Raw genomic sequence first — 19,182 nt, forward strand, 5'->3', positions numbered from 1 at the left:
ATTCACAAAATTATTTATCATGAAACTACATGAAAACTGCATAACCGATAGGCACTAGGGGGGCTGCCGGAAGTGGCGGCTGAGAGGATTTTGTATCTGACCCTTTGAACCCGAACTGGATAATACCAGCGTGGGGAAGTGCAGTTCACAGTATGATTAATGAACGTGATCATGATATATGTGCAAACTGCATTCCCTCGGGAGTGCAGTTTTTTTGTTAAAAAATTAAGGAGGAGGAGAAACATGAATAGCAACAATTGCGGAACAAGCAGACTTGCAGGGTGCCAGTTCACTTTGTATCCGATGAGTGACAAGTTCGTTGACATTATTTTGGGGGCGCTGGAAGAAGTGGACACGTCGAAGGTTTGGAAGGAAACCGATGACGTGAGCACGTGTGTGCGTGGGAAGATGGTACACGTTTTCGATGTGATTAAGGCACTTTTTCTGCATGCGGCAAAGACAGGGGAACATATAGCGATGAGCGGCACGTTTTCTATCGGTTGCCCGGGAGATTCAGATGCGGATTCCTATATGGATGAAGTGGATACACCGCTAAATGAAACAAAATCAAATGAGTTACTTCAGAAAGCCGGCTGTAAATTTTCCCTTTACCCGATGGGCACAGAGGATTATATGGACGCAATCTACGAACAAATTGATCTTTCCAAACACCGGAACGTTAAGGTGAGTGCTGCTCATTACGCGACGAGACTAGATGGCGAGGTGAAAGATATCTTTCAAGCGTTATATCAGTCTTTTGACAGTGTGCAGGAGAAGGTCTCCCATGTCACCATGTCATTTACTATTTCGGCCAACAGTCCATCCAATAAGGCATAAAGGGGATTTTTATGACGAAGCAATGGAAATTGAAAGAAATTGTCTTGATGTCGATTTTGGGCGTGGTCTTCGGGGTTATTTACCTGGCATTCTTTCTGGTTGGCGAAGGAATTCGGAATATCCTGGCGCCATTGGGTTTGGCACCGTTTGGCTATGAAGTCATCTATGGCGTTTGGTTTATTGTCGCAATAATGGCGGCTTACATTCTCCGTAAGCCTGGAGTTGCCTTCACTGCCGAAGTGATCGCAGGCGTCGTCGAGATCTTGCTTGGTTCGGCGGCTGGGCCTGGGTTGCTTCTTTCAGCCGCCATTCAGGGGGCAGGTGCAGAACTTGTTTTTGCCTTGACCGGGTGGAAGGATTATCGGCTGCGGGTTCTCGTATTATCCGGTATATCGACTGCCGTGGTCAGTTTTGCCTGGCATTTGTATTCAGCCGGGATGATTGCCCTGGCACCGTGGCTGATTATCTCAACGTTGATTGTACGGATTATCAGTGCCGCTCTGATCTCGGGGGTTCTTGGCAAATGGCTCAGCGATCAGCTCGCAAAAACTGGTGTGCTCCGAGGCTATGCTTTAGGGAAAGACTTACAAAGGAAGCGGAAATATGAAAGTGCTTAAGGGATACCAGAAGCCGATAATAGAGGTGCATAATTTTTCCTTTTCCTATGAAGAAGTCGATGAACAACGGTTATTTGATGGTCTTGACTTTAAGCTGAACCAAAATGAAGTAACGCTTTTAATGGGACCAAGCGGATCAGGGAAAAGCAGCCTGGCGCTTTGTCTCAACGGACTCTATCCGGAAGCCGTCGAAGGGACGTCTTCCGGGGATATCTTTTTCCTTGGAGAAAACATCCAGGAATATGAGAAAGGTGAGTTGACCCAGGAAATCGGTATTGTCTTCCAGGATCCGGAAAGCCAGTTTTGCATGATTACAGTGGAGGATGAGCTGGCGTTCACTCTGGAAAATAGAAAGATTCCCGCTTCCGACATTCGTGGAAGAATTGAATCGGTGCTGAGAGCCGTCGGTATGAAAGGTTTTAATCAGCACAAAATTCATGAATTCTCGGGTGGTCAGAAACAAAAAATTGCCCTCGCTGCCGTACTTCTGCTTGAACCCAAATTGCTGATTCTTGATGAACCAACAGCGAATTTGGACCCGGTATCAAGCCTGGAATTTATTGGGCTCGTGGAGGGGATACAAAGGGAACAGCAGATATCTGTTCTGATTATTGAGCATCAGGCTGAGGAATGGCTCCGGCTGATTGATAGGATATTGGTAATGGGAAGCGACGGGCTTCTTTTGGCGAGTAATGTCCCGGAGCGGCTGTTCATAGAAGAAAGGCAACTCCTGGAACGCGAAGGCATTTTTCTGCCTGGAAAATATTCCAATCGCCCTGCCTTTCGAGAAAGGTGGCATTGGGACGTGCAATCCGATGAAAAAGTTCTTTCTGCCCGTGGTTTGTCTTTTTCCCGCGGAAAACAAGACGTATTGAAGAAGGTGAATATGGATATCCGTGGCGGGGAGTTTGTTGCTGTTGCCGGGGAGAATGGAGCAGGAAAATCGACGCTTCTTCAACTATTGGCCGGACTTCTGGAGCCGGGAGAAGGGGAAATCTGCATGTTTGACCGCCCACTTCGAAAATGGCAGGAGAATGACCTGCGGAAGCGGATGGGTTTTGTGTTCCAGAATCCGGAACATCAGTTTATAACTGATACTGTTTATGAGGAGCTGACATTCGGGATGAAACTCAACGGTTATGCCGAAGAAGAAATGAAAAATACCGCTGAAGGGCTGATGGAACAGTTTTATCTGACGGAACACCGTCACAGCAATCCGTTTGCTTTAAGCGGCGGACAGAAGCGGCGTTTGAGTGTGGCGACGGTGCTTGATGAGACCCCTGATGTGCTGTTGTTTGATGAGCCGACATTCGGTCAGGATGCCGCTACAACGGTTGAATTAATGGATTATGTCATGGGGCTCAAAGCGAAGGGGAAGGCAATTATTTTCGTTACCCATGATATGAATATTTTAGACACTGCCGATCGTGTCGATGTCCTGGAACAGGGAAAAGTGGCGTTCTCTGGGCCACCGGATTCTTTATGGCAGGAAAGGAAACTCCTTAGCGAAGCCAGGCTGCTGCTTCCGGCAAGGCTTCGGCAAAAGCAACGGGAAGGTGAGATTTATGATCTCATCCATTAACCCGTCGATTAAGCTGGTTGCCGTCTTGATTCCGGGAATATTGCTCGGACTCACATATGGTGTCTTCACGCCGTTATTGTATTTTATATTTATGTTGATGGTAACTTTCACCATGACCAATATTCCGATTTTGCGCTGGCTGAAACTGTTTAGCCCATTTATCATTCTCGCACTGGGCTTTGCCTGGACGACCATGCTTTATGCCAATCAGACCTTTTCCGGCGGTGAAGAAATCTTTAGCCTATGGGCGTTTGAAGTGACGGCTGGCAGTTTCCAGACAGGGGTGAGTGTTGGACTCAGATCGCTCTGTTTCGGTGCACTGTCTCTGATGTTTATCCTGACAACGGATTCGACGAAATTGATGCTCAGCTTCATGCAGCAATTCAAACTACCACCGAAAATTACATACGGCATCCTGGCCGGTTACCGCTTCTTGCCCGTATTCCAGCATGAACTGCAGATACTTAGACAGGCACACCGCGTCCGGGGTTTCAGCCGGGCGCGTGGCATTAAAGGAAGGCTCAATCAATTCCGGCGTTATGCGATTCCACTTCTGGCAAACGGCATCCGAAAAGCGGAGCGTGTCTCCATTGCAATGGAATCGAAGGGTTTCACCGGTGACACTGACCGCACACATTATCATCGTATGACTGTCGGAAAGCGTGACTGGCTGTTCTTTGCATTAATGGTCGGTGTCTTGATAGCTGTGTTTGCTTTGTCGTATTACTTGGGCTACTTGCAAATATTTGGGAAGCAGTTTTGAATGACTGCCGGATAACTCAATTAACCATCAGGTACGATCCTGGTGGTTTCTTTTTTGAAAAACTGATGATATGGTTATTATGTTGTTATTTTGACGTGGTAATGAAAGGGGTAAAATGATGCCGGTTAATCTGCCTGCAACACAAATCTATAAGCTGAACATTATTTCCGGTGTTCTGTTTTTTCTGGCAAGCTTCATAACAAGTTTAGTGACATCCATTAACTTTCTGACAATGCTTATCCTTACACTCATCGTCATCATTTATTGGATTCTGGCTGTTGTCCTTACCGGGTTATATAAAACGTCACGAAATATTAAGCAAATACATTTGAAAACAGTCATCAGTCTTGTCGTCATAATGATTGTATTTTCTCTTCAACAGCTTATGTTTATTAACATACCATTTTCTGCGAGCTCTTTATTTTTCGCTTTTAGCTTAGTTTTCTTGACATTGCTGCATACTGTGTATTTTCGGCTAAGGTTTCATGGAGACTGGTAGTCAAGTAAAGTCATTGAGATACAGCATGAGATGCGGTAATAATGCTGTAAATTTAATGATGGGATCATAATCATAACTATTAAGCCTCCCACAATTGTGAGAGGCTTTTAATATATCGATAGATAAAATACTAATGTTATCTTAAAGAGGTGGTATTCTGATGGATACTTCCTGATCAGAGGTATGCTGCTTCCAGGATTTTCAGGTTTATTTGAAAAGATAAAGATCAGAACCGCGCATAAATGATCGATTGATCCAGGAGGTTTAACGATAGAATTACAAGGAAATAGTAGCATTGAATCGTTATAAAAGAGGTGTGAATATATGGAATGGAACGGAAAAACAGTTGTTATTACAGGCGCAAGCAGTGGAATTGGCGAAGCAACCGCTGAAAGGTTTGTTCGGGAAGGTGCAAATGTCGTTCTGGCAGCAAGAAGACAAGATAGGCTGGAAGAAATCCGCCAGCGGTTAAATGAATACGAAGGCAGCATTGCCATCAAAACGACAGATGTGGCTTCCCGTCAGGAAGTGGAAGATCTGATTCAGTATGCCATTGACGAATTTAGTCAGGTTGACGTCCTGTTCAATAATGCCGGTCTCATGCCGCTCAGTTATATGAAAAATAAAAAGATTGATGAATGGGAGCGGATGGTTGATGTCAATGTAAAAGGTGTCCTGTATGGTATCGGTGCTGTACTGCCGCATATGATTGAACGCAACGAAGGGCATATTTTAACCACTTCTTCCGTTGCCGGTCATGAAGTATTTCCTTCAGGCGCCGTATACAGCGGTACAAAATTTGCCGCCAGAGTAATTATGGAAGGGCTTGCCAAGGAAGTGACGAATACAAATATCCGAACAACGTCAATATCGCCGGGTGTGGTTGCTACAGAATTGATGGAAACCATTACCGACGAGGATGTTCTGAATAAACAGAAGCAGCGCGGCAGTCAATTCACCCCGCTTCAAGGCATGGATATCGCCAATGCGGTCTTCTACGCAGTCAACCAGCCGCAGAACGTCGATGTCAACGAAGTCATCGTCCGCCCGAATAATCAATAAAGTTGAACTTCATTTAATGGGGTGTTTTTTCCCACTGACAGTTAGTTGAACCGAATCGTTTAAAAATTACTCATTTCTGCCACAATTTCAACAATGATATGCCATAATTCTTCTGTATAGTAGAACATACCCCCTTCGATAGGGGCGAAGGATTAACACGGTTTTCCCATCCCACTTTAAACCGAGCAAAATCCAAGGAGGAGCGAAATGTTTAAACCTGATCGAAACAAGGCCGAGCCTGGTGATATCATCGAGTTTGAACAGAATGGCATGTTAGTGCAGGGTGAAGTTCTGCCATCGAAGACTAAAAATAGTATTATTGCTGATATATCAGGCACAAAAGGCTATGAAAAATTGAACCATGGCTACACGAACACTGTTGTCAGTCACAAAAGCTACAGGATTATTGATCAGACGTCTGATGCAGTGAAAGCCAATCAATTAAGGAGTGTCTACGGATGAGAGCGAAACCTCCAAAGTTTGAGCAACTGGTACAAGAAAACAAACAGGAATTAATGTCTGATGAGAAACAAATCTCTCAAATTGAGCTGCGTCTGGATAAGAAACAGGCAGCGGCAATGAACGAAAAACAAGATGCATAGCGTCTTGTTGTTGTATAAGAACCCTTCCTTTTAAACTATAATCGAAAACAAATAGGAAAAAGGGGCATGATTGAGGAAATTATTTTTCCTTATATCATGTCCCTTTTTTTGTTCTCATTTCGATTATATAAAAAAGGGAGAAAAGTATTAACTGTCAGATATGGTCGAAATCTGAAGAAATTAGCAGGGATTCTACGAAATAAACTTTGTGAACTTTATACAATAAAAATTGCACAGATTTTTGAAATTGTATAAGGATAAATGCTTGTTTGTATGAATGGCTTTTTCCTCTATACTTGTAAAAGTGTTCAAACGGAAAGTAATTTTTGGAGGTGCAATCACATTGTTACAGTTTAACCACGTGTTCAAAACATATTCAGACGGTACATCAGCCGTCAAAGATTTAAACTTAAAAATAAATAAAGGAGAGTTTGTTTGTTTTATCGGTCCCAGTGGATGCGGAAAAACAACAACTATGAAAATGGTAAATCGTCTGATCGACATAACTGAAGGTTCCATTTTGGTCGATGACAAGGATATTAAGGATCAGGATGCTGTCGAATTGCGGCGTTCGATGGGATATGTCATTCAGCAGATCGGTCTGATGCCGCATATGACCATTAAAGAAAACATCGTGCTTGTCGGAACCCTCCTGAAATGGTCGAAGGAGAGGAAGGATGAGCGTGCTCGTGAACTGCTGAAGCTTGTTAATATGCCAGAGGAATACCTGGATAAATATCCGCATGAACTTAGTGGTGGCCAGCAGCAGCGTATTGGTGTTCTGCGGGCACTTGCCGTCAACCCCCCGCTTATTTTGATGGATGAACCTTTCGGGGCACTTGACCCGATTACAAGAGATTCTTTGCAGGAGGAATTTAAAAAACTGCAAAAGGAACTTAACAAAACGATTATATTTGTTACGCACGACATGGATGAGGCGCTTAAGCTGGCAGATAAAGTCGTCATCATGCGTGACGGTGAAGTCGTTCAGGCTGATACACCGGAGGAAATTCTAAGACATCCGGCAAATGAATTTGTAGAAGAATTTCTTGGCCGGGATCGTCTTATTCAGGGTAAACCTGATGTGACAACTGTCGGGCAGATTATGGAAAGTTCTCCGGTAACAGCTCAAACTGGTGCGACGCTCAAATCAGCGATATCTACTATGCGCGACCGGCATGTTGATTCATTGCTTGTCGTTGACTCGAATAATGTGCTGCAGGGTTACATTGATATTGAAGCGATGAACCTGAACTATAAGAAGGCAAACATTGTTGATGATTTGATGGAAACAGACGTGTTTTCAGTATCCGGTGAGAGTCTACTGCGCGACACGGTTCACAAAATTCTTCGCCGGGGAGCAGCATACGTTCCGGTTGTGGATGAAGCTTACCATCTGGAAGGCATCGTAACGCGTGCAACACTTGCCAATTTGGTCTATGACACGATTTGGGGCGACGGCAAGGAGCTCGAAGAAAAGGTAGCAGCAGCGGAATAGGAGGTGTGTAGCAATGATGGAGTTTTTTGCAGAACATGGAAATGAGCTGGTCATAAAAACGTGGGAACACTTTTATATTTCACTGGCAGCTATGTTACTAGGCGTAATAGTTGCAGTACCGCTCGGTGTCCTGCTATCACGGGTGCCGAAATTGGCTGACAGGTTAATTTCATTTGTTGGTATTTTACAGACCATTCCAAGTCTGGCGATTTTGGCCTTTTTCATTCCGATAGTAGGCATCGGAAAAATCCCGGCGATCCTGGCACTGTTTTTTTACTCACTGCTTCCGATTTTACGTAATACGTATATAGGGGTTCGTGACGTAGATCAAGGCGTTGTGGAAGCTGGAAAAGGCATGGGAATGAGTAATTGGCAATCAGTTCTAAAAATGGAATTGCCATTATCACTGCCGGTTATTATGGCTGGGATTCGGCTCTCGACTGTTTATTTGATTGGATGGGCTGCACTCGCCGCATTTATCGGCGGTGGCGGACTTGGTGATTTTATATTTGACGGTTTGAATCTGTATCAGCCATCACTGATTCTGGCTGGAACGATCCCGGCAACGATTTTAGCAGTGATTGCCGATCGTTCACTGGCACTATTGGAAAGTAAACTCACACCTGAGGGATTAAAGGACAGCTATGAAGCAGCATAACGTTGGAGGTGAACGGATTGAAGAGTCGATTAGTTAAAGGATTTGGTATATGTATGTTGGTTGTGATGCTTTCAGGCTGCTCATTGCCCGGACTTGCAGGCACATCACAGGATACAATTAAAATCGGATCGTTGACCCAATCTGAATCGGAAACAATGGCCCAAATGCTCGCCATTTTAATTGAAAGAGAAACAGACGCGCAAACTGAACTGGTGACAAAACTTGGTTCATCCATTGTACAGCATCAGGGGATGCAGCGGGGAGACATTGATATATCAAGCACTCGCTATACCGGTACAGATATAGCGGGAGCGCTTGATATGGAGCCAATTAAGGATCCGGATAAGGCGCTTAAAACGGTAAAACGCGAATTTCAGGATCGATTCAATCAGACCTGGGAAGAAACATATGGGTTTGCAAACAGTTATTCCATTGCTGTTACAGAGGAATTTGCTGCAGAACACGATATTGAGACAATCTCTGATCTTGAGCCTCTTGCAGATGATTTACGATTCGGTGTTGATAATGCCTGGGTTAACCGGGAAGGCGATGGCTATGAAGGATTCCAGGAAACGTACTTTGACTTTGGCAATGTTTATCCGATGAATCTGGGTCTCGTCTATCAGGCGGCAGCAACCGGTAATATGGATGTCGTGCTGGCCTATTCTTCAGACGGTCGAATCAAAGAATATAATTTAAAAGTGCTGGAGGATGATAAGCAGTTCTTCCCGCCTTATGACGCTTCACCGGTGATAAATAATGAAGTTCTGGAAAAATATCCGAAAATCAAAGATATCACTAGGCGTCTTCACAATGAGATTTCCACAGAGGAAATGCAGGAATTGAATTATATGGCGGATGTTGAGCGGGTCAACCCACGAAAAGTAGCCAAACAATTCCTTGAAAAAAATAATTACTTCGAGAACGATCAGGAAGGAGGCGGTTAATGTGGGGACAATACAAGAATTCATCAATTATGTAGGTGCGAATGCTGATTATATTTGGACAGAGTTTTACAGGCATTTTCTGATGTCGATCTATGGCGTGTTATTTGCGTCGATTATATCGATTCCGATTGGGATCCTTATTGCAAAATATGGCAAGCTGAGCAGTTGGGTACTGGCTGCAGGAAGTATCATTCAAACGATCCCGGCATTAGGCGCCATGGCCGTGATTATGATTGTGATGGGGCTTGGTACAAATACGGCGATTACTACATTAGTGCTTTATTCAATTCTACCAATTACCCAAAATACGTATGTTGGCATGAAAAATGTTGACAAGACAGTTATTGAAGCCGGTTACGCGTCCGGTATGACGAAATTTCAGTTGTTAAGAATGGTTGAAATCCCTCTGGCGGTCAGTGTGATTATGGCGGGTATCCGAACGGCTCTGGTTATCGGTATTGGCATAATAGCAATCGGCGCGTTTATCGGTGCCGGGGGACTGGGGGCCATCATTGTGACAGGAACCAATGCTACGGATGGCACGCCCATCATCCTTGCCGGGGCTATCCCGACAGCTATTATGGCCATTTTGGCTGATGTTGTCCTGGGGTGGATTGAACAAAGATTGCAGCCGGGCAAGACAGCTTAATGAAGTGGTATCCAACGCTGGAACAGCAATTTTAATTTAATACCCAAAATGATAAGGTTTAGTTAATCACGTCATAAAAAGGGAGATTGACATGTCTAATCAAAACGAAAAAATTGAAGATGTCAAAACGCAATTTATCGAAAAAATAACCGATAATATGAATGCTTTTGGGGCTCCGACAAGCGTTGGCCGAGTTCTTGGGATCATTTACATGAATGGGGAGCCGATGACACTGGATGAGCTGGCAGCCGAAACGGGAATGAGCAAGACCAGGATGAGCCAGATTGTTCGGGAAATGATCGATATGAATATTGCTGAACGTGTATTTAAAAAAGGTGTTCGCAAAGACTTATATCAGGTTGAAGAAGATTATTACGAAACATTCATTTCGCTATTTACATCGACATGGCAAAGGGCGATCAGCCGAAGCAGACACTTTGAACAACGGCTTAAGAAAAAAATCGATGAGTTAAAGCAGGATCCGGAATTGACTGAAGACAATGAACAGGCAATTAATGAATTACTGACTGAACTCCACGAATGGACGGAATACTATGATTGGATTCGCCGTGTCAATAACTTTTTCGAAAGTGGAGAAATTTTTAAGCATGTACCTAAAAAATCAACAGGAGGCGATAAAGATGAATAAAAACGTCATTCTATCATGTGCGGTGACAGGAGCAGGAGACACCACTGCCAAAAGTCCGCATGTACCGGTGACGCCGAAAGAGATTGCCGATTCGGCAATTAAAGCAGCCAAAGCAGGTGCGACGATAGCTCATGTCCATGCGCGTGAACCGAAAACAGGCGGGTTGAGCCATGATGTCAGTCTGTATCAGGAAATAGTGGAACGGATACGCGAGTCGGAGACCGATGTGATTATTAACATTACATCCGGCGGCGGCGGTGACTGGGTTCCGAGCGAAGATGATCCGACTAGCGGTGGCGAAGGGACTGACATCCAGACACCTGAAGAACGCCATGAACCAGTCGGCAAACTGCTGCCGGAAATGTGCACACTTGATTGCGGGAGCACTAATTTCGGCAACATGCTTTATGTCAGCCCGACTGACTGGCTGCGCAGGCAGGCAAAACTTGTCCAGGAAAGCGGTGTGAAGCCTGAACTGGAATGTTTCGACACAGGGCATGTTCGTTTTGCCAACCAATTGATTAATGAAGGTTTGATTGACGGTGATCCGCTATACCAATTCTGTCTCGGTATACCTTGGGGAGCGGCAGCTGATGCTGAAACGTTGTCCTATATGAAAAGCCGGATTCCGGAAAACGGCAGATGGGCAGCCTTTGGAATCGGTCGGATGCAGTTGCCGATTGTTGCGGAATCCGTTCTGCAAGGCGGAAACATCCGCGTAGGGCTGGAGGACAATCTTTATCTGAAAAAAGGACAGCTGGCAACAAACGAACAGCTTGTCGATAAAGCTGCCGGCATTGTACAAAGTCTGGGATCTGATATCATGACACCGGCTGAAGCACGCAAAGAATTAAATCTTTTAAACCCATATGGAAAGGAAGACTAGCATGACAGCGCAGGAACAATCAATAAAAAACATTACCGTTGTCGGGACAGGCGTTATCGGCAACGGCTGGATTACACGATTTTTGGCAAACGGCTATACGGTTACAGCTTCAGACCTGGATCCGGCTGCTGAAGCACGTACGCGTGATGCTGTTGAAAGAGCATGGCCGAAAATGGAAGAAATGGGGCTGGCAGAAGGCGCTTCGCAGGATAACCTGTTTTTTGAACCGGATATGCAGTCAGCTTTGGCTAATGCAGACTTTGTACAGGAAAATGTACCGGAGCGGGAGGAATTAAAGCGAAGTGTGATCGCCGATATCGATAAATATGCACCAAATGAAGCCGTAATTGCATCAAGTACATCCGGAATACTGCCGAGTACGTTGCAGGCGGATTGTCGGCACCACCCTGAACGCGTCATGGTTGCACATCCGTTCAATCCGGTATATCTGGTGCCCCTTGTTGAGCTTGTCGGTGGCAACAAAACCAGCGTGTCTTTCATTGAAAAAGCAAAGAATTTTTACGATGGTATGAAAATGAAGCCGCTTGTTGTGCACCAGGAAATAGAAGGGCATATAGCCGATCGACTGATGGAGGCCATCTGGCGTGAATCACTGCATATCGTTAATGATGGTGTGGCAACGACTGAAGAAGTTGATGCCTCGATCATATATGGACCGGGACTTCGCTGGGCACTGATGGGGCCTTTCATGACCTTGCACATGGGCGGCGGAAAACAGGGCATGCGCCATTTGCTGAAACAGTTCGGTCCGGCATTAAAATTGCCATGGACGAAGCTGGAAGCACCGGAATTAACAGATGAACTGGCAGATAAGGTGGTAACCGGGAGTGAAACACAAACCGGTGATGTGGAAATGGAAAAACTTGAAGAACGACGCGATCAATTTTTAATTGAGCTGCAGCAGCTGCTGGAAAAATACTGGCCGGGAGCTAACCTGGAAGGCAGACTGTAAGATGATGATAAGGGGGATATACCATGGGTGAAGCGAAGGTAATTATTCAGAATACGGTTCCGAAAAAATGGATTGATTATAACGGTCATATGAATGATGCTGAATATGTCCGTGCATTCAGCTGGGGTGTCGATCGTTTCATGAATCTGATTGGCATTACAGAAGGTTTTCGTGAACGGAACCAGTATACGATTTATACGATGGAGACGCACGTTTGTTACCTGGATGAAATGAAGCTTGATGAATCATTCGAAGTCCACATACAAATTATCGACTATGATGCCAAACGTGCCCATGTGTTTTATGAACTGTTCGGAGAGAATGGCAAACGTGCGGCAACGAGTGAACAGATGCTCATGGGGATCGATCAATCAGCCGGCAGGGCGGCATCATTTCCGGAAGAAATCTATGAAAACTTGAAGGAACTGGCAGAGGACCATACACCTGATGAAAAACCGAAAGAAGCAGGACGCGTGATCGGAATCAAACGAAAATAACCGCGTCATCCAAGTCATACTTGAGTTGACTGTGTAACGACAAAATAAACATTAGGATAGAAAAAACAGCCGCTGATACTGGCCTGCATCAGCGGCTGTTTTTTTATATAAAACTTCTGGAAATATCAGCCAAGAGTCAGGACGTGGGCGGGAGAACCATCCCCTACTAATTTATTCATCATCCTGGTCTACGCTTCCAACCAGCTGCATCCGCTGGTTAAACAGGGCAGGATATGACAGATAGCCGAGCATGATACTGGTAACCACGGCAGTCGTCAGCAGAAGGAATAGAATGAGTAATTGAAAGAGCACTGCCTGCACGGGATCAGCGCCGGCAATGATTTGGCCGCTCATCATTCCCGGCAGCTGGACAAGCCCGATTGTTTTCTGACTTTCAATTGTTGGGATGGTGCTTGCCTGAATGGCTGTGATCAGCTGCGTATGAATTGCCTGCTTTGGTGTTCCGCCGAGCGATAGAATAAGCTCGGTTTCATCGTGATGATCCTCGATTTCCGAAGTAAACCGGTTAAGGAACAAGATAGCAAGCACCATAGAGTTTCCGACAACCATACCGCTTATAGGGATAATATATTGAGCGGTTGCCGGTGTGATGTTCAGCCCGAGCAGAATTGCCTGTGTCAGTATTTCCACAAATATGAAAGTGACAACCAGCTTCCAAACGATCCCCTTGATGCCGGCACCTTTTCGTTGGGCATTGTGAGTGGCGGCCACAATCATAAGGACGACCATCAGTATAATATAAATCATATTTTCGGAATCGAAGACGAATTGCAGAACATATCCGACAGCCAGTAGCTGAATGATGGATCGCACCGCTGCGATGATTGTATCTTTCTCAAGGCCAAGGTTAAGCGTTTTGGATAAAATGAGCGGGATAATTACGAACAACAGCGAGATCGATAATGTCAGAAGGCTCATTCGACTTCACCTCGTACAAACTGTTTCACCCGGTCATTTTGCGGATTTCTAAGGAAATTGCTTTCACCGGTCTCGACGAGCTCCCCGTCCATCATAACCCAGGTATAATGGCCAATTGACAGTGCTTGCTGCAGATTGTGGGTAATCCAAAGAATGGTTGTCCCATACTGATCGTTAATTTTTTCGATGAGTTTTTCAATGTCCTGCCGTGAGACACTGTCCAGTGAAGAAGTGATTTCATCAAGCAGCAAAATATCAGGCCGGTTCACGAGCGTACGGGCAATTGATAATTTCTGCCGCTGTCCGCCAGATAAGTCCTTTATTTTCTTTTGCAAAGACACTTCACTCAAACCGACCATTTTCAGCAAATCATTGGCCCGGCCTTCTTTTAATTCTTTTCCCTGCAATTTTGATGGAAGCTCCAGGTTTTTTTGGACGGTACCGCTGATCATCGTTGCTTTTTGCAGAGCAATCCCGACATTGCGGCGTAATTCGATCGGTTCGTAATTCTCGATTCGTTTCTCTTTGATAATAATCTCCCCAGAATCTGGTGATTGCAGGCCGTTGCAGAGTTTGAACAGGGTTGTTTTTCCCGCACCGGAGGGTCCGACTAACGTTGTGATTTTTCCCTCCGGAATGGCTCCTGTAATGCTTTTAAGAATATGTACGCCATCTGCGGAATAATCGATATGATCAAACCGTATGGCTTCCACGGGAGCTGTCATATTTGTCACGTCCCTTATGCCTGGTAAATTTGTATTCAACTGAATGAACCATGGTACAAATATTATAAAATGCGTTAGAAGTTTTTGGAAGTAAAGTGACGAGCACATACTGTTCGCCTGCGTATAAGCATCGTCATATAACAGCAACTTATTAAGCAAACTCCCCTACGTTTTGGTGCCGCCTAGTTCCAGCCGTTTCAAAAGAAGCCAGCGAATGATGCCGCCAACAATCAGACCGACCGGCAATCCGCCCAGCATCGGTAGCCACATGGGCCCGATCAACTGCCCGAATATCGTAAAGCTTTTTGAGAAAATCAGTCCAACGGTTACAAAATAAGCAGAAAACACGAATGGAACAAAGGCATATGGTTTGCTTTTGCCTTCAGCATCTTTGTATGCATCCCACATGGCAAAAAAATAAAGGCACGGGTAAAACATCAGCCATCCATAGTTTGTCTGATTAATCGCTTCCTGTATTTCACCGTTAAAACTTAAAATAATAATGGCATTGAAGTTTCCGTATATGTTCACAATAAATTCCAGCGTAATAAGTAAAAGACCTTTAAGATATTTATGATTGAGAAGTTGTCCAAATCCGGGCAAGGCAATACTCCATAGCAGTGCTTCAAGTTTATCTTTATTTCTCCCGTTCTTCCTGGCCATTCGTTCTACCACTTACGGCTCGGTTCCGGCTTATTTGTTTCCCGGACACTGCTTTTTAAGGCTACCCTATTTCGTTTATGATATAATCTGCTCTTTTCGCTTATCATCATCGCCTTCTCCTTTCACAAGCACAGACATGCAATCTCGGACTGAGCCTTAGTTTGGCTGGAATGAAAAGTCTTATACCGTATAAATCGTGTATTTTGGGGAAACCAAAGGGAGACGACAGAAGTAAATGAGGTAATGGGATGAGATTCAGCTCATTTTTCAGAAGCAAACACAAGAACAATGAGAATACGCATGAATTTCCGGTTGATCTTAAAAAATCGCTGGATAAAAATCTGGATACATTGAAACAAATGCTGGAAAATCCAAATGATTTGATGATACGTGTATTTTCTCTGGGTCAGACGGAACGGCGCTGTGCCATTGTTTATATTGATGGTCTGGCCGATAGAATGGAAATTAATACGAATGTGATGAAAAACCTTCAGCTATTTGCTTATAAAGAAAATCTTCCAGCTGGAGCAGGTAAGTTGCTGCAGGAGGTGGAAAAAGAGCTCGTCTCAGTCGGTGATGTTACCACGGGCCATGATCTGGATGATGCTGCAAACGGTCTCCTTTATGGAAGTACACTGGTTTATCTGGATGGAGTCGATCAGGTGTTAATCATTGGTATGAAAGGATGGGATACCCGTGCCATCTCAGAACCGATTTCCGAATCGCTGATCAGGGGACCGCGTGAAGGATTCACCGAAAACTACAGGACAAATACCACGATGATTCGCCGCCATATCCGCGATCCGAATTTAAGATTTAAAACGTATGATATCGGCCGGCGTTCCAAGAAAAAACTGTCTGTCGCATACATAGAAGGGATCATTCATCCCGACTTGATCAAAGAGATTGATCGACGGGTTAAATCAATTGATTTGGATGACGCACCAGAGTCAGGTTTTATTGAAGAATGGATTGAGGACAGTTTTCTGTCACCGTTTCCGCAGCTCATAAACACGGAGCGGCCTGATAAAGTTTCCACCGCACTTCTGCAGGGGAAGGCAGGCATTATCCTGGATGGGACACCATTTGCTCTGATAGCCCCGGCGACACTTGGAGGCACTTTGCAATCGCCTGAAGATTATTATGAGCGGTGGATGATCGGAAGTTTTTTGAGATTATTGCGTTATTTTGCGTCATTTCTGGCTATGTTCCTGCCGGCATTGTATATTGCGCTGGTTTCCTATCACCAGGGGATGATACCTTCCCAGCTTGCGTTTTCCATTGCAGCCACCCGTGAAGGTGTCCCGTTCCCGGCATTTATTGAGGCTATCATGATGGGAATGACGATGGAACTACTCCGCGAAGCCGGTGCACGCCTGCCGACAACCATCGGAAATACCATTGGGATTGTCGGCGGTCTTGTCATTGGGGAGGCAGCTGTTCAAGCGGGAATTGTCAGTCCGGTTATGGTAATTGTTGTCGCACTGACTGCGATTGCTTCATTTTCCATACCTGCGTACAGTGTAGCCATTTCCTTCCGCCTTCTGCGCTTCGCTTTCATGATGGCTGCCGCGATTCTTGGTTTGTATGGAATTGTGCTTATCTACATTATGATTAACATTCACATCGTCAATTTGAAGAGTATTGGTGTTCCTTATTCAGCACCATTTTCGCCGACTTTCTTCAGGGACTGGAAAGATCTTGTTTTACGGGCTCCCATTACGATGCGACCAAGAAGGCCATCTTTTTTGCGGACAGATGACAGCAAATCTGCCAATAAGGGGGATTCCAGTCAATGACGCGCTTTGAGTATTCTGATGATTATATTAGTGACAAGGAAATTCTGATTGCTGTCCCTTCCATTATGATTGGGGTAGGGATTCTATCGGTTCCGAAAGACCTGGCAGAACAGACGATTGGCTCTGATGGCTGGCTCCCTCTAGCGGCAGGCGGCGTTATTGTTATTGCCATGACATGGTTAGTGGCCCGTTTGGCTGCAAAATTTCCGCAGCAAAGTTTCCTTGCCTATTCGTCAAAGATCACCTCCAGACCTGCCGGGATTGCTTTTACGGTGCTGCTCTCTATCCAGGGCATTATGCTGACGGCCTATGAGACACGTATTATAGCAAATGTGGCCGACCAATATCTGTTTGACAGAACACCCGTTGAAGTAGTGGCGCTCGCCTTTTTGCTTGTTGTGGTATATGCCGTGTCAGGATCCCGGACAGGTTTGTTTCGGCTGAATATGATGTTCCTCCCGATCATTTTGGCAATATCACTTATTGTTATGGTATTTACGACAGGATGGTTTGAACCCGGCAATCTGCTTCCAGTTATGAGGACAGATGCAGCCGGTTTTTGGAATGCGATGAATCAGAGTACGTTTTCCTATATCGGGTTTGGCATTCTTTTGTTTTATACGGCATTGGTAAAAAATCCGAAAAATGTTCCGTGGAAAGCTTCAGCCGGTGCTTCGATTGCTGTCTTCCTCTATATTCTGTTCTATCTGATCTGTATTGGTGTTTTCGGTAATTTGGTAACAGCCAACCTGCAGTATCCCACTGTTGAATTGGCGAAGGAGGTTAAAATTCCCGGCGGCTTTTTTGAACGTTTTGAATCATTATTTTTTGTGATTTGGATTATGGCAATCTTTAATACGACAACAATGGCAATGGATGCAGCTGTGTTTGCGTTAAATTCGATTTTTAAAAAGGATCGGAAAATGCCAATTATTTTTCTGCTTGCCCCACTGGCATACTTAATGGGAATGATACCTGAGGACATCAATGAGGTGTCAGCGTTTGGAACATTCACATCCTACTACGGGGCTGCGATTACTGTATCAATTACGATTCTGCTTTATATGATAGCAAAACTCAGAGGTGTTAAAGCCAATGATTAAGTGGATATGCCGACTTCAATTTATCTTAATGATTGCTTTTATGACAGGCTGTTGGGATAGTGTAGAGATTGAGCAGCGAGGCTTTGTGCTGGGGATTGCAGTTGATGTGCCGAAAGAAGGAACAGGCAATGAAAATGCGGCAACAATGACCAACCAGCTTGTTGTTCCGTCAGCTCTCGGGGGACCAACGCAAAGCAGCGGTGATCAAAAAGCGTTTGCCAACTTATCAGCTACCGGAAACAGTATGTTCGCTGTTTTACGGGAATTGAGTACGCAGACAAGCCGTTCACCTTATCTTCCACACCTGCAGGCTATGGTTGTATCTTCGGAACTTGCTGAAAAACCGCATATGTTTGCAAGTATCATGGATTTGTTCCTCCGTGACCATGAAATGCGACGGAGTGTGAGCATCATCATTTCAGAGGGAGAGGCGAAAGAAATGCTTGAAGTGACAACTGAAAATGAAAAAATTCCTGTGATGCATATTCAGTCGACTCTGGAAAACAGTTATAAAAATGCCGGTGTCATCAAACCAGTCCGGATCGGTGAAGTGCACAGTTACCTGCTAAAGCAAGACAGTTATGTGCTCCCGAGGATGGTCAAGCGGGGTGATAAGCTGGATCACGAGGGTGCGGCGGTCTTTCAGGGCTACAGCAATCGCATGATCGGTACACTCGGATCACAAGAAACTAAGGGGTATAATCTGATAACCGGCAGGACTGCGGGCGGGAGTCTTAAGGCTGAAGTAGAGGATCAGCCGGTGACAGTAGAAATGATGAGTCTGAATAGTTCCATCAGGATCACAAACATAGCCGCAGAGCGTGTTGATGTTTCGGTAAATGCTCAGGTGGAAGGGCAAATATCCGAAACATTTGGCACACAAAACGTGACGTCTGAAGAAAATGTAAAGGAATTGGAAAAAAGTATGGAATCCAAAATGAAAAAGCTGATGAATCAGACAATCGAAAAGGTACAGAAAGAATTGCAGGCCGATGTTCTTGGTATCGAAGAAGAACTGCGCCGGCATCACTATAACCATTGGGAGAAGATTAAGAATGACTGGGACCACGGTCAAAACATTTTTGCCGAAAGCACGATAAATGTTACTGCACAGGTTAATATTGACGCACCTGGTGCAGCTGACAAGACGCAAAAACAGAGGAGCAGATAGGATATGTGGGATGTCCTGATAGCGAAATTTCCCGGTATGATGACACTTTTTTGCACATTTTTG

The 19,182-nt window shown here is 44.9% G+C and carries 22 protein-coding genes and 1 riboswitch; of the genes, 19 read left to right on the top strand and 3 right to left on the bottom strand.

The genetic code is table 11. The features are described from left to right. Positions 1-46 precede the first annotated feature (46 nt). A riboswitch (TPP riboswitch) is annotated at positions 47-154 on the top strand. A gap of 89 nt (positions 155-243) precedes the next feature. The 16 genes from ON01_RS03205 to ON01_RS03280 all read left to right on the top strand — a co-directional run bounded on the left by ON01_RS03205 (position 244) and on the right by ON01_RS03280 (position 12,719). Then, complete coding sequence (locus ON01_RS03205; protein WP_010529563.1) at positions 244-837, top strand: YkoF family thiamine/hydroxymethylpyrimidine-binding protein; 594 nt, start codon at positions 244-246, stop codon at positions 835-837. 11 nt (positions 838-848) lie between these two features. Further along, positions 849-1,454, top strand: coding sequence for an ECF transporter S component (locus ON01_RS03210; RefSeq protein WP_010529564.1), 606 nt, complete (start codon positions 849-851; stop codon positions 1,452-1,454). Next, complete coding sequence (locus tag ON01_RS03215) at positions 1,441-3,036, top strand: ABC transporter ATP-binding protein (protein ID WP_010529565.1); 1,596 nt, start codon at positions 1,441-1,443, stop codon at positions 3,034-3,036. The genes ON01_RS03210 and ON01_RS03215 overlap by 14 nt, the downstream gene beginning before the upstream one ends. Continuing rightward, on the top strand, positions 3,020-3,799 hold the full coding sequence (locus ON01_RS03220; RefSeq protein ID WP_010529566.1) for an energy-coupling factor transporter transmembrane component T family protein: 780 nt from the start codon (positions 3,020-3,022) through the stop codon (positions 3,797-3,799). Before ON01_RS03215 ends, ON01_RS03220 begins: the two co-directional genes overlap by 17 nt. A 118-nt stretch (positions 3,800-3,917) precedes the next feature. Next, entirely contained in the window at positions 3,918-4,298 is a 381-nt protein-coding gene (locus ON01_RS03225) for a hypothetical protein (RefSeq protein WP_010529567.1), read from the top strand. Positions 4,299-4,622: 324 nt separating this feature from the next. Further along, entirely contained in the window at positions 4,623-5,360 is a 738-nt protein-coding gene (locus tag ON01_RS03230; protein WP_010529568.1) for an SDR family oxidoreductase, read from the top strand. A 207-nt stretch (positions 5,361-5,567) separates the two neighbouring features. After that, the gene (locus ON01_RS03235; RefSeq protein WP_010529569.1) at positions 5,568-5,822 is read left to right on the top strand and encodes a YkvS family protein; all 255 of its coding nucleotides are present in this window, start codon (positions 5,568-5,570) and stop codon (positions 5,820-5,822) included. After that, positions 5,819-5,962, top strand: coding sequence for an FbpB family small basic protein (locus ON01_RS18770; RefSeq protein WP_010529570.1), 144 nt, complete (start codon positions 5,819-5,821; stop codon positions 5,960-5,962). Before ON01_RS03235 ends, ON01_RS18770 begins: the two co-directional genes overlap by 4 nt. A gap of 343 nt (positions 5,963-6,305) precedes the next feature. Then, positions 6,306-7,460: a betaine/proline/choline family ABC transporter ATP-binding protein gene (locus tag ON01_RS03245; RefSeq protein ID WP_010529572.1), complete on the top strand. Its 1,155-nt coding sequence runs from the start codon at positions 6,306-6,308 to the stop codon at positions 7,458-7,460. A gap of 13 nt (positions 7,461-7,473) precedes the next feature. Further along, positions 7,474-8,118: an ABC transporter permease gene (locus tag ON01_RS03250; RefSeq protein ID WP_010529573.1), complete on the top strand. Its 645-nt coding sequence runs from the start codon at positions 7,474-7,476 to the stop codon at positions 8,116-8,118. Between the two features lie 17 nt (positions 8,119-8,135). After that, complete coding sequence (locus ON01_RS03255; protein WP_029328964.1) at positions 8,136-9,065, top strand: osmoprotectant ABC transporter substrate-binding protein; 930 nt, start codon at positions 8,136-8,138, stop codon at positions 9,063-9,065. A gap of 1 nt (position 9,066) precedes the next feature. Further along, positions 9,067-9,714: an ABC transporter permease gene (locus ON01_RS03260; RefSeq protein ID WP_010529575.1), complete on the top strand. Its 648-nt coding sequence runs from the start codon at positions 9,067-9,069 to the stop codon at positions 9,712-9,714. Between the two features lie 91 nt (positions 9,715-9,805). Next, a complete protein-coding gene (locus tag ON01_RS03265; protein WP_010529576.1) occupies positions 9,806-10,363 on the top strand; it encodes a GbsR/MarR family transcriptional regulator in 558 nt (185 codons plus the stop codon). Beyond that, entirely contained in the window at positions 10,356-11,249 is an 894-nt protein-coding gene (locus ON01_RS03270) for a beta-keto acid cleavage family enzyme (RefSeq protein WP_010529577.1), read from the top strand. Before ON01_RS03265 ends, ON01_RS03270 begins: the two co-directional genes overlap by 8 nt. Before the next feature lies 1 nt (position 11,250). Beyond that, on the top strand, positions 11,251-12,222 hold the full coding sequence (locus tag ON01_RS03275; RefSeq protein WP_010529578.1) for a 3-hydroxyacyl-CoA dehydrogenase NAD-binding domain-containing protein: 972 nt from the start codon (positions 11,251-11,253) through the stop codon (positions 12,220-12,222). A gap of 23 nt (positions 12,223-12,245) precedes the next feature. Further along, on the top strand, positions 12,246-12,719 hold the full coding sequence (locus ON01_RS03280; RefSeq protein WP_010529579.1) for a thioesterase family protein: 474 nt from the start codon (positions 12,246-12,248) through the stop codon (positions 12,717-12,719). Between the two features lie 171 nt (positions 12,720-12,890). Here ON01_RS03280 and ON01_RS03285 read toward each other — a convergent pair whose 3' ends face one another. The 3 genes from ON01_RS03285 to ON01_RS03295 form a co-directional block, all read right to left on the bottom strand. Further along, positions 12,891-13,658 carry an ABC transporter permease gene (locus ON01_RS03285; protein ID WP_010529580.1) on the bottom strand — a complete coding sequence of 256 codons (768 nt, stop codon included), beginning with the start codon at positions 13,656-13,658 and terminating at the stop codon, positions 12,891-12,893. Next, entirely contained in the window at positions 13,655-14,383 is a 729-nt protein-coding gene (locus ON01_RS03290) for an ABC transporter ATP-binding protein (protein ID WP_010529581.1), read from the bottom strand. Before ON01_RS03290 ends, ON01_RS03285 begins: the two co-directional genes overlap by 4 nt. Positions 14,384-14,548: 165 nt before the next feature. Further along, on the bottom strand, positions 14,549-15,046 hold the full coding sequence (locus ON01_RS03295) for a hypothetical protein (protein WP_010529582.1): 498 nt from the start codon (positions 15,044-15,046) through the stop codon (positions 14,549-14,551). Between the two features lie 248 nt (positions 15,047-15,294). Between ON01_RS03295 and ON01_RS03300 the strand changes: the two genes are divergently transcribed. From ON01_RS03300 to ON01_RS03310, 3 genes are read left to right on the top strand one after another with little or no spacing between them, the layout of a single operon-like run. Beyond that, the gene (locus tag ON01_RS03300; protein WP_010529583.1) at positions 15,295-16,845 is read left to right on the top strand and encodes a spore germination protein; all 1,551 of its coding nucleotides are present in this window, start codon (positions 15,295-15,297) and stop codon (positions 16,843-16,845) included. After that, complete coding sequence (locus ON01_RS03305; protein WP_010529584.1) at positions 16,842-17,948, top strand: GerAB/ArcD/ProY family transporter; 1,107 nt, start codon at positions 16,842-16,844, stop codon at positions 17,946-17,948. The genes ON01_RS03300 and ON01_RS03305 overlap by 4 nt, the downstream gene beginning before the upstream one ends. Continuing rightward, the gene (locus tag ON01_RS03310) at positions 17,941-19,119 is read left to right on the top strand and encodes a Ger(x)C family spore germination protein (protein ID WP_010529585.1); all 1,179 of its coding nucleotides are present in this window, start codon (positions 17,941-17,943) and stop codon (positions 19,117-19,119) included. Before ON01_RS03305 ends, ON01_RS03310 begins: the two co-directional genes overlap by 8 nt. Positions 19,120-19,182 lie beyond the last annotated feature (63 nt).

This window comes from Lentibacillus jeotgali (assembly GCF_000224785.1).
Taxonomy (GTDB): domain Bacteria; phylum Bacillota; class Bacilli; order Bacillales; family Amphibacillaceae; genus Lentibacillus; species Lentibacillus jeotgali.

What these genes read in the sequence shown, in the direction of transcription:
- ON01_RS03205 (WP_010529563.1), top strand. Translation starts at nt 244, where the DNA reads ATGAATAGCAACAATTGCGGAACAAGCAGACTTGCAGGGTGCCAGTTC.
- ON01_RS03210 (WP_010529564.1), top strand. Translation starts at nt 849, where the DNA reads ATGACGAAGCAATGGAAATTGAAAGAAATTGTCTTGATGTCGATTTTG.
- ON01_RS03215 (WP_010529565.1), top strand. Translation starts at nt 1,441, where the DNA reads ATGAAAGTGCTTAAGGGATACCAGAAGCCGATAATAGAGGTGCATAAT.
- ON01_RS03220 (WP_010529566.1), top strand. Translation starts at nt 3,020, where the DNA reads ATGATCTCATCCATTAACCCGTCGATTAAGCTGGTTGCCGTCTTGATT.
- ON01_RS03225 (WP_010529567.1), top strand. Translation starts at nt 3,918, where the DNA reads ATGCCGGTTAATCTGCCTGCAACACAAATCTATAAGCTGAACATTATT.
- ON01_RS03230 (WP_010529568.1), top strand. Translation starts at nt 4,623, where the DNA reads ATGGAATGGAACGGAAAAACAGTTGTTATTACAGGCGCAAGCAGTGGA.
- ON01_RS03235 (WP_010529569.1), top strand. Translation starts at nt 5,568, where the DNA reads ATGTTTAAACCTGATCGAAACAAGGCCGAGCCTGGTGATATCATCGAG.
- ON01_RS18770 (WP_010529570.1), top strand. Translation starts at nt 5,819, where the DNA reads ATGAGAGCGAAACCTCCAAAGTTTGAGCAACTGGTACAAGAAAACAAA.
- ON01_RS03250 (WP_010529573.1), top strand. Translation starts at nt 7,474, where the DNA reads ATGATGGAGTTTTTTGCAGAACATGGAAATGAGCTGGTCATAAAAACG.
- ON01_RS03265 (WP_010529576.1), top strand. Translation starts at nt 9,806, where the DNA reads ATGTCTAATCAAAACGAAAAAATTGAAGATGTCAAAACGCAATTTATC.
- ON01_RS03270 (WP_010529577.1), top strand. Translation starts at nt 10,356, where the DNA reads ATGAATAAAAACGTCATTCTATCATGTGCGGTGACAGGAGCAGGAGAC.
- ON01_RS03275 (WP_010529578.1), top strand. Translation starts at nt 11,251, where the DNA reads ATGACAGCGCAGGAACAATCAATAAAAAACATTACCGTTGTCGGGACA.
- ON01_RS03280 (WP_010529579.1), top strand. Translation starts at nt 12,246, where the DNA reads ATGGGTGAAGCGAAGGTAATTATTCAGAATACGGTTCCGAAAAAATGG.
- ON01_RS03285 (WP_010529580.1), bottom strand. Translation starts at nt 13,658, where the DNA reads ATGAGCCTTCTGACATTATCGATCTCGCTGTTGTTCGTAATTATCCCG.
- ON01_RS03290 (WP_010529581.1), bottom strand. Translation starts at nt 14,383, where the DNA reads ATGACAGCTCCCGTGGAAGCCATACGGTTTGATCATATCGATTATTCC.
- ON01_RS03295 (WP_010529582.1), bottom strand. Translation starts at nt 15,046, where the DNA reads ATGGCCAGGAAGAACGGGAGAAATAAAGATAAACTTGAAGCACTGCTA.
- ON01_RS03300 (WP_010529583.1), top strand. Translation starts at nt 15,295, where the DNA reads ATGAGATTCAGCTCATTTTTCAGAAGCAAACACAAGAACAATGAGAAT.
- ON01_RS03305 (WP_010529584.1), top strand. Translation starts at nt 16,842, where the DNA reads ATGACGCGCTTTGAGTATTCTGATGATTATATTAGTGACAAGGAAATT.
- ON01_RS03310 (WP_010529585.1), top strand. Translation starts at nt 17,941, where the DNA reads ATGATTAAGTGGATATGCCGACTTCAATTTATCTTAATGATTGCTTTT.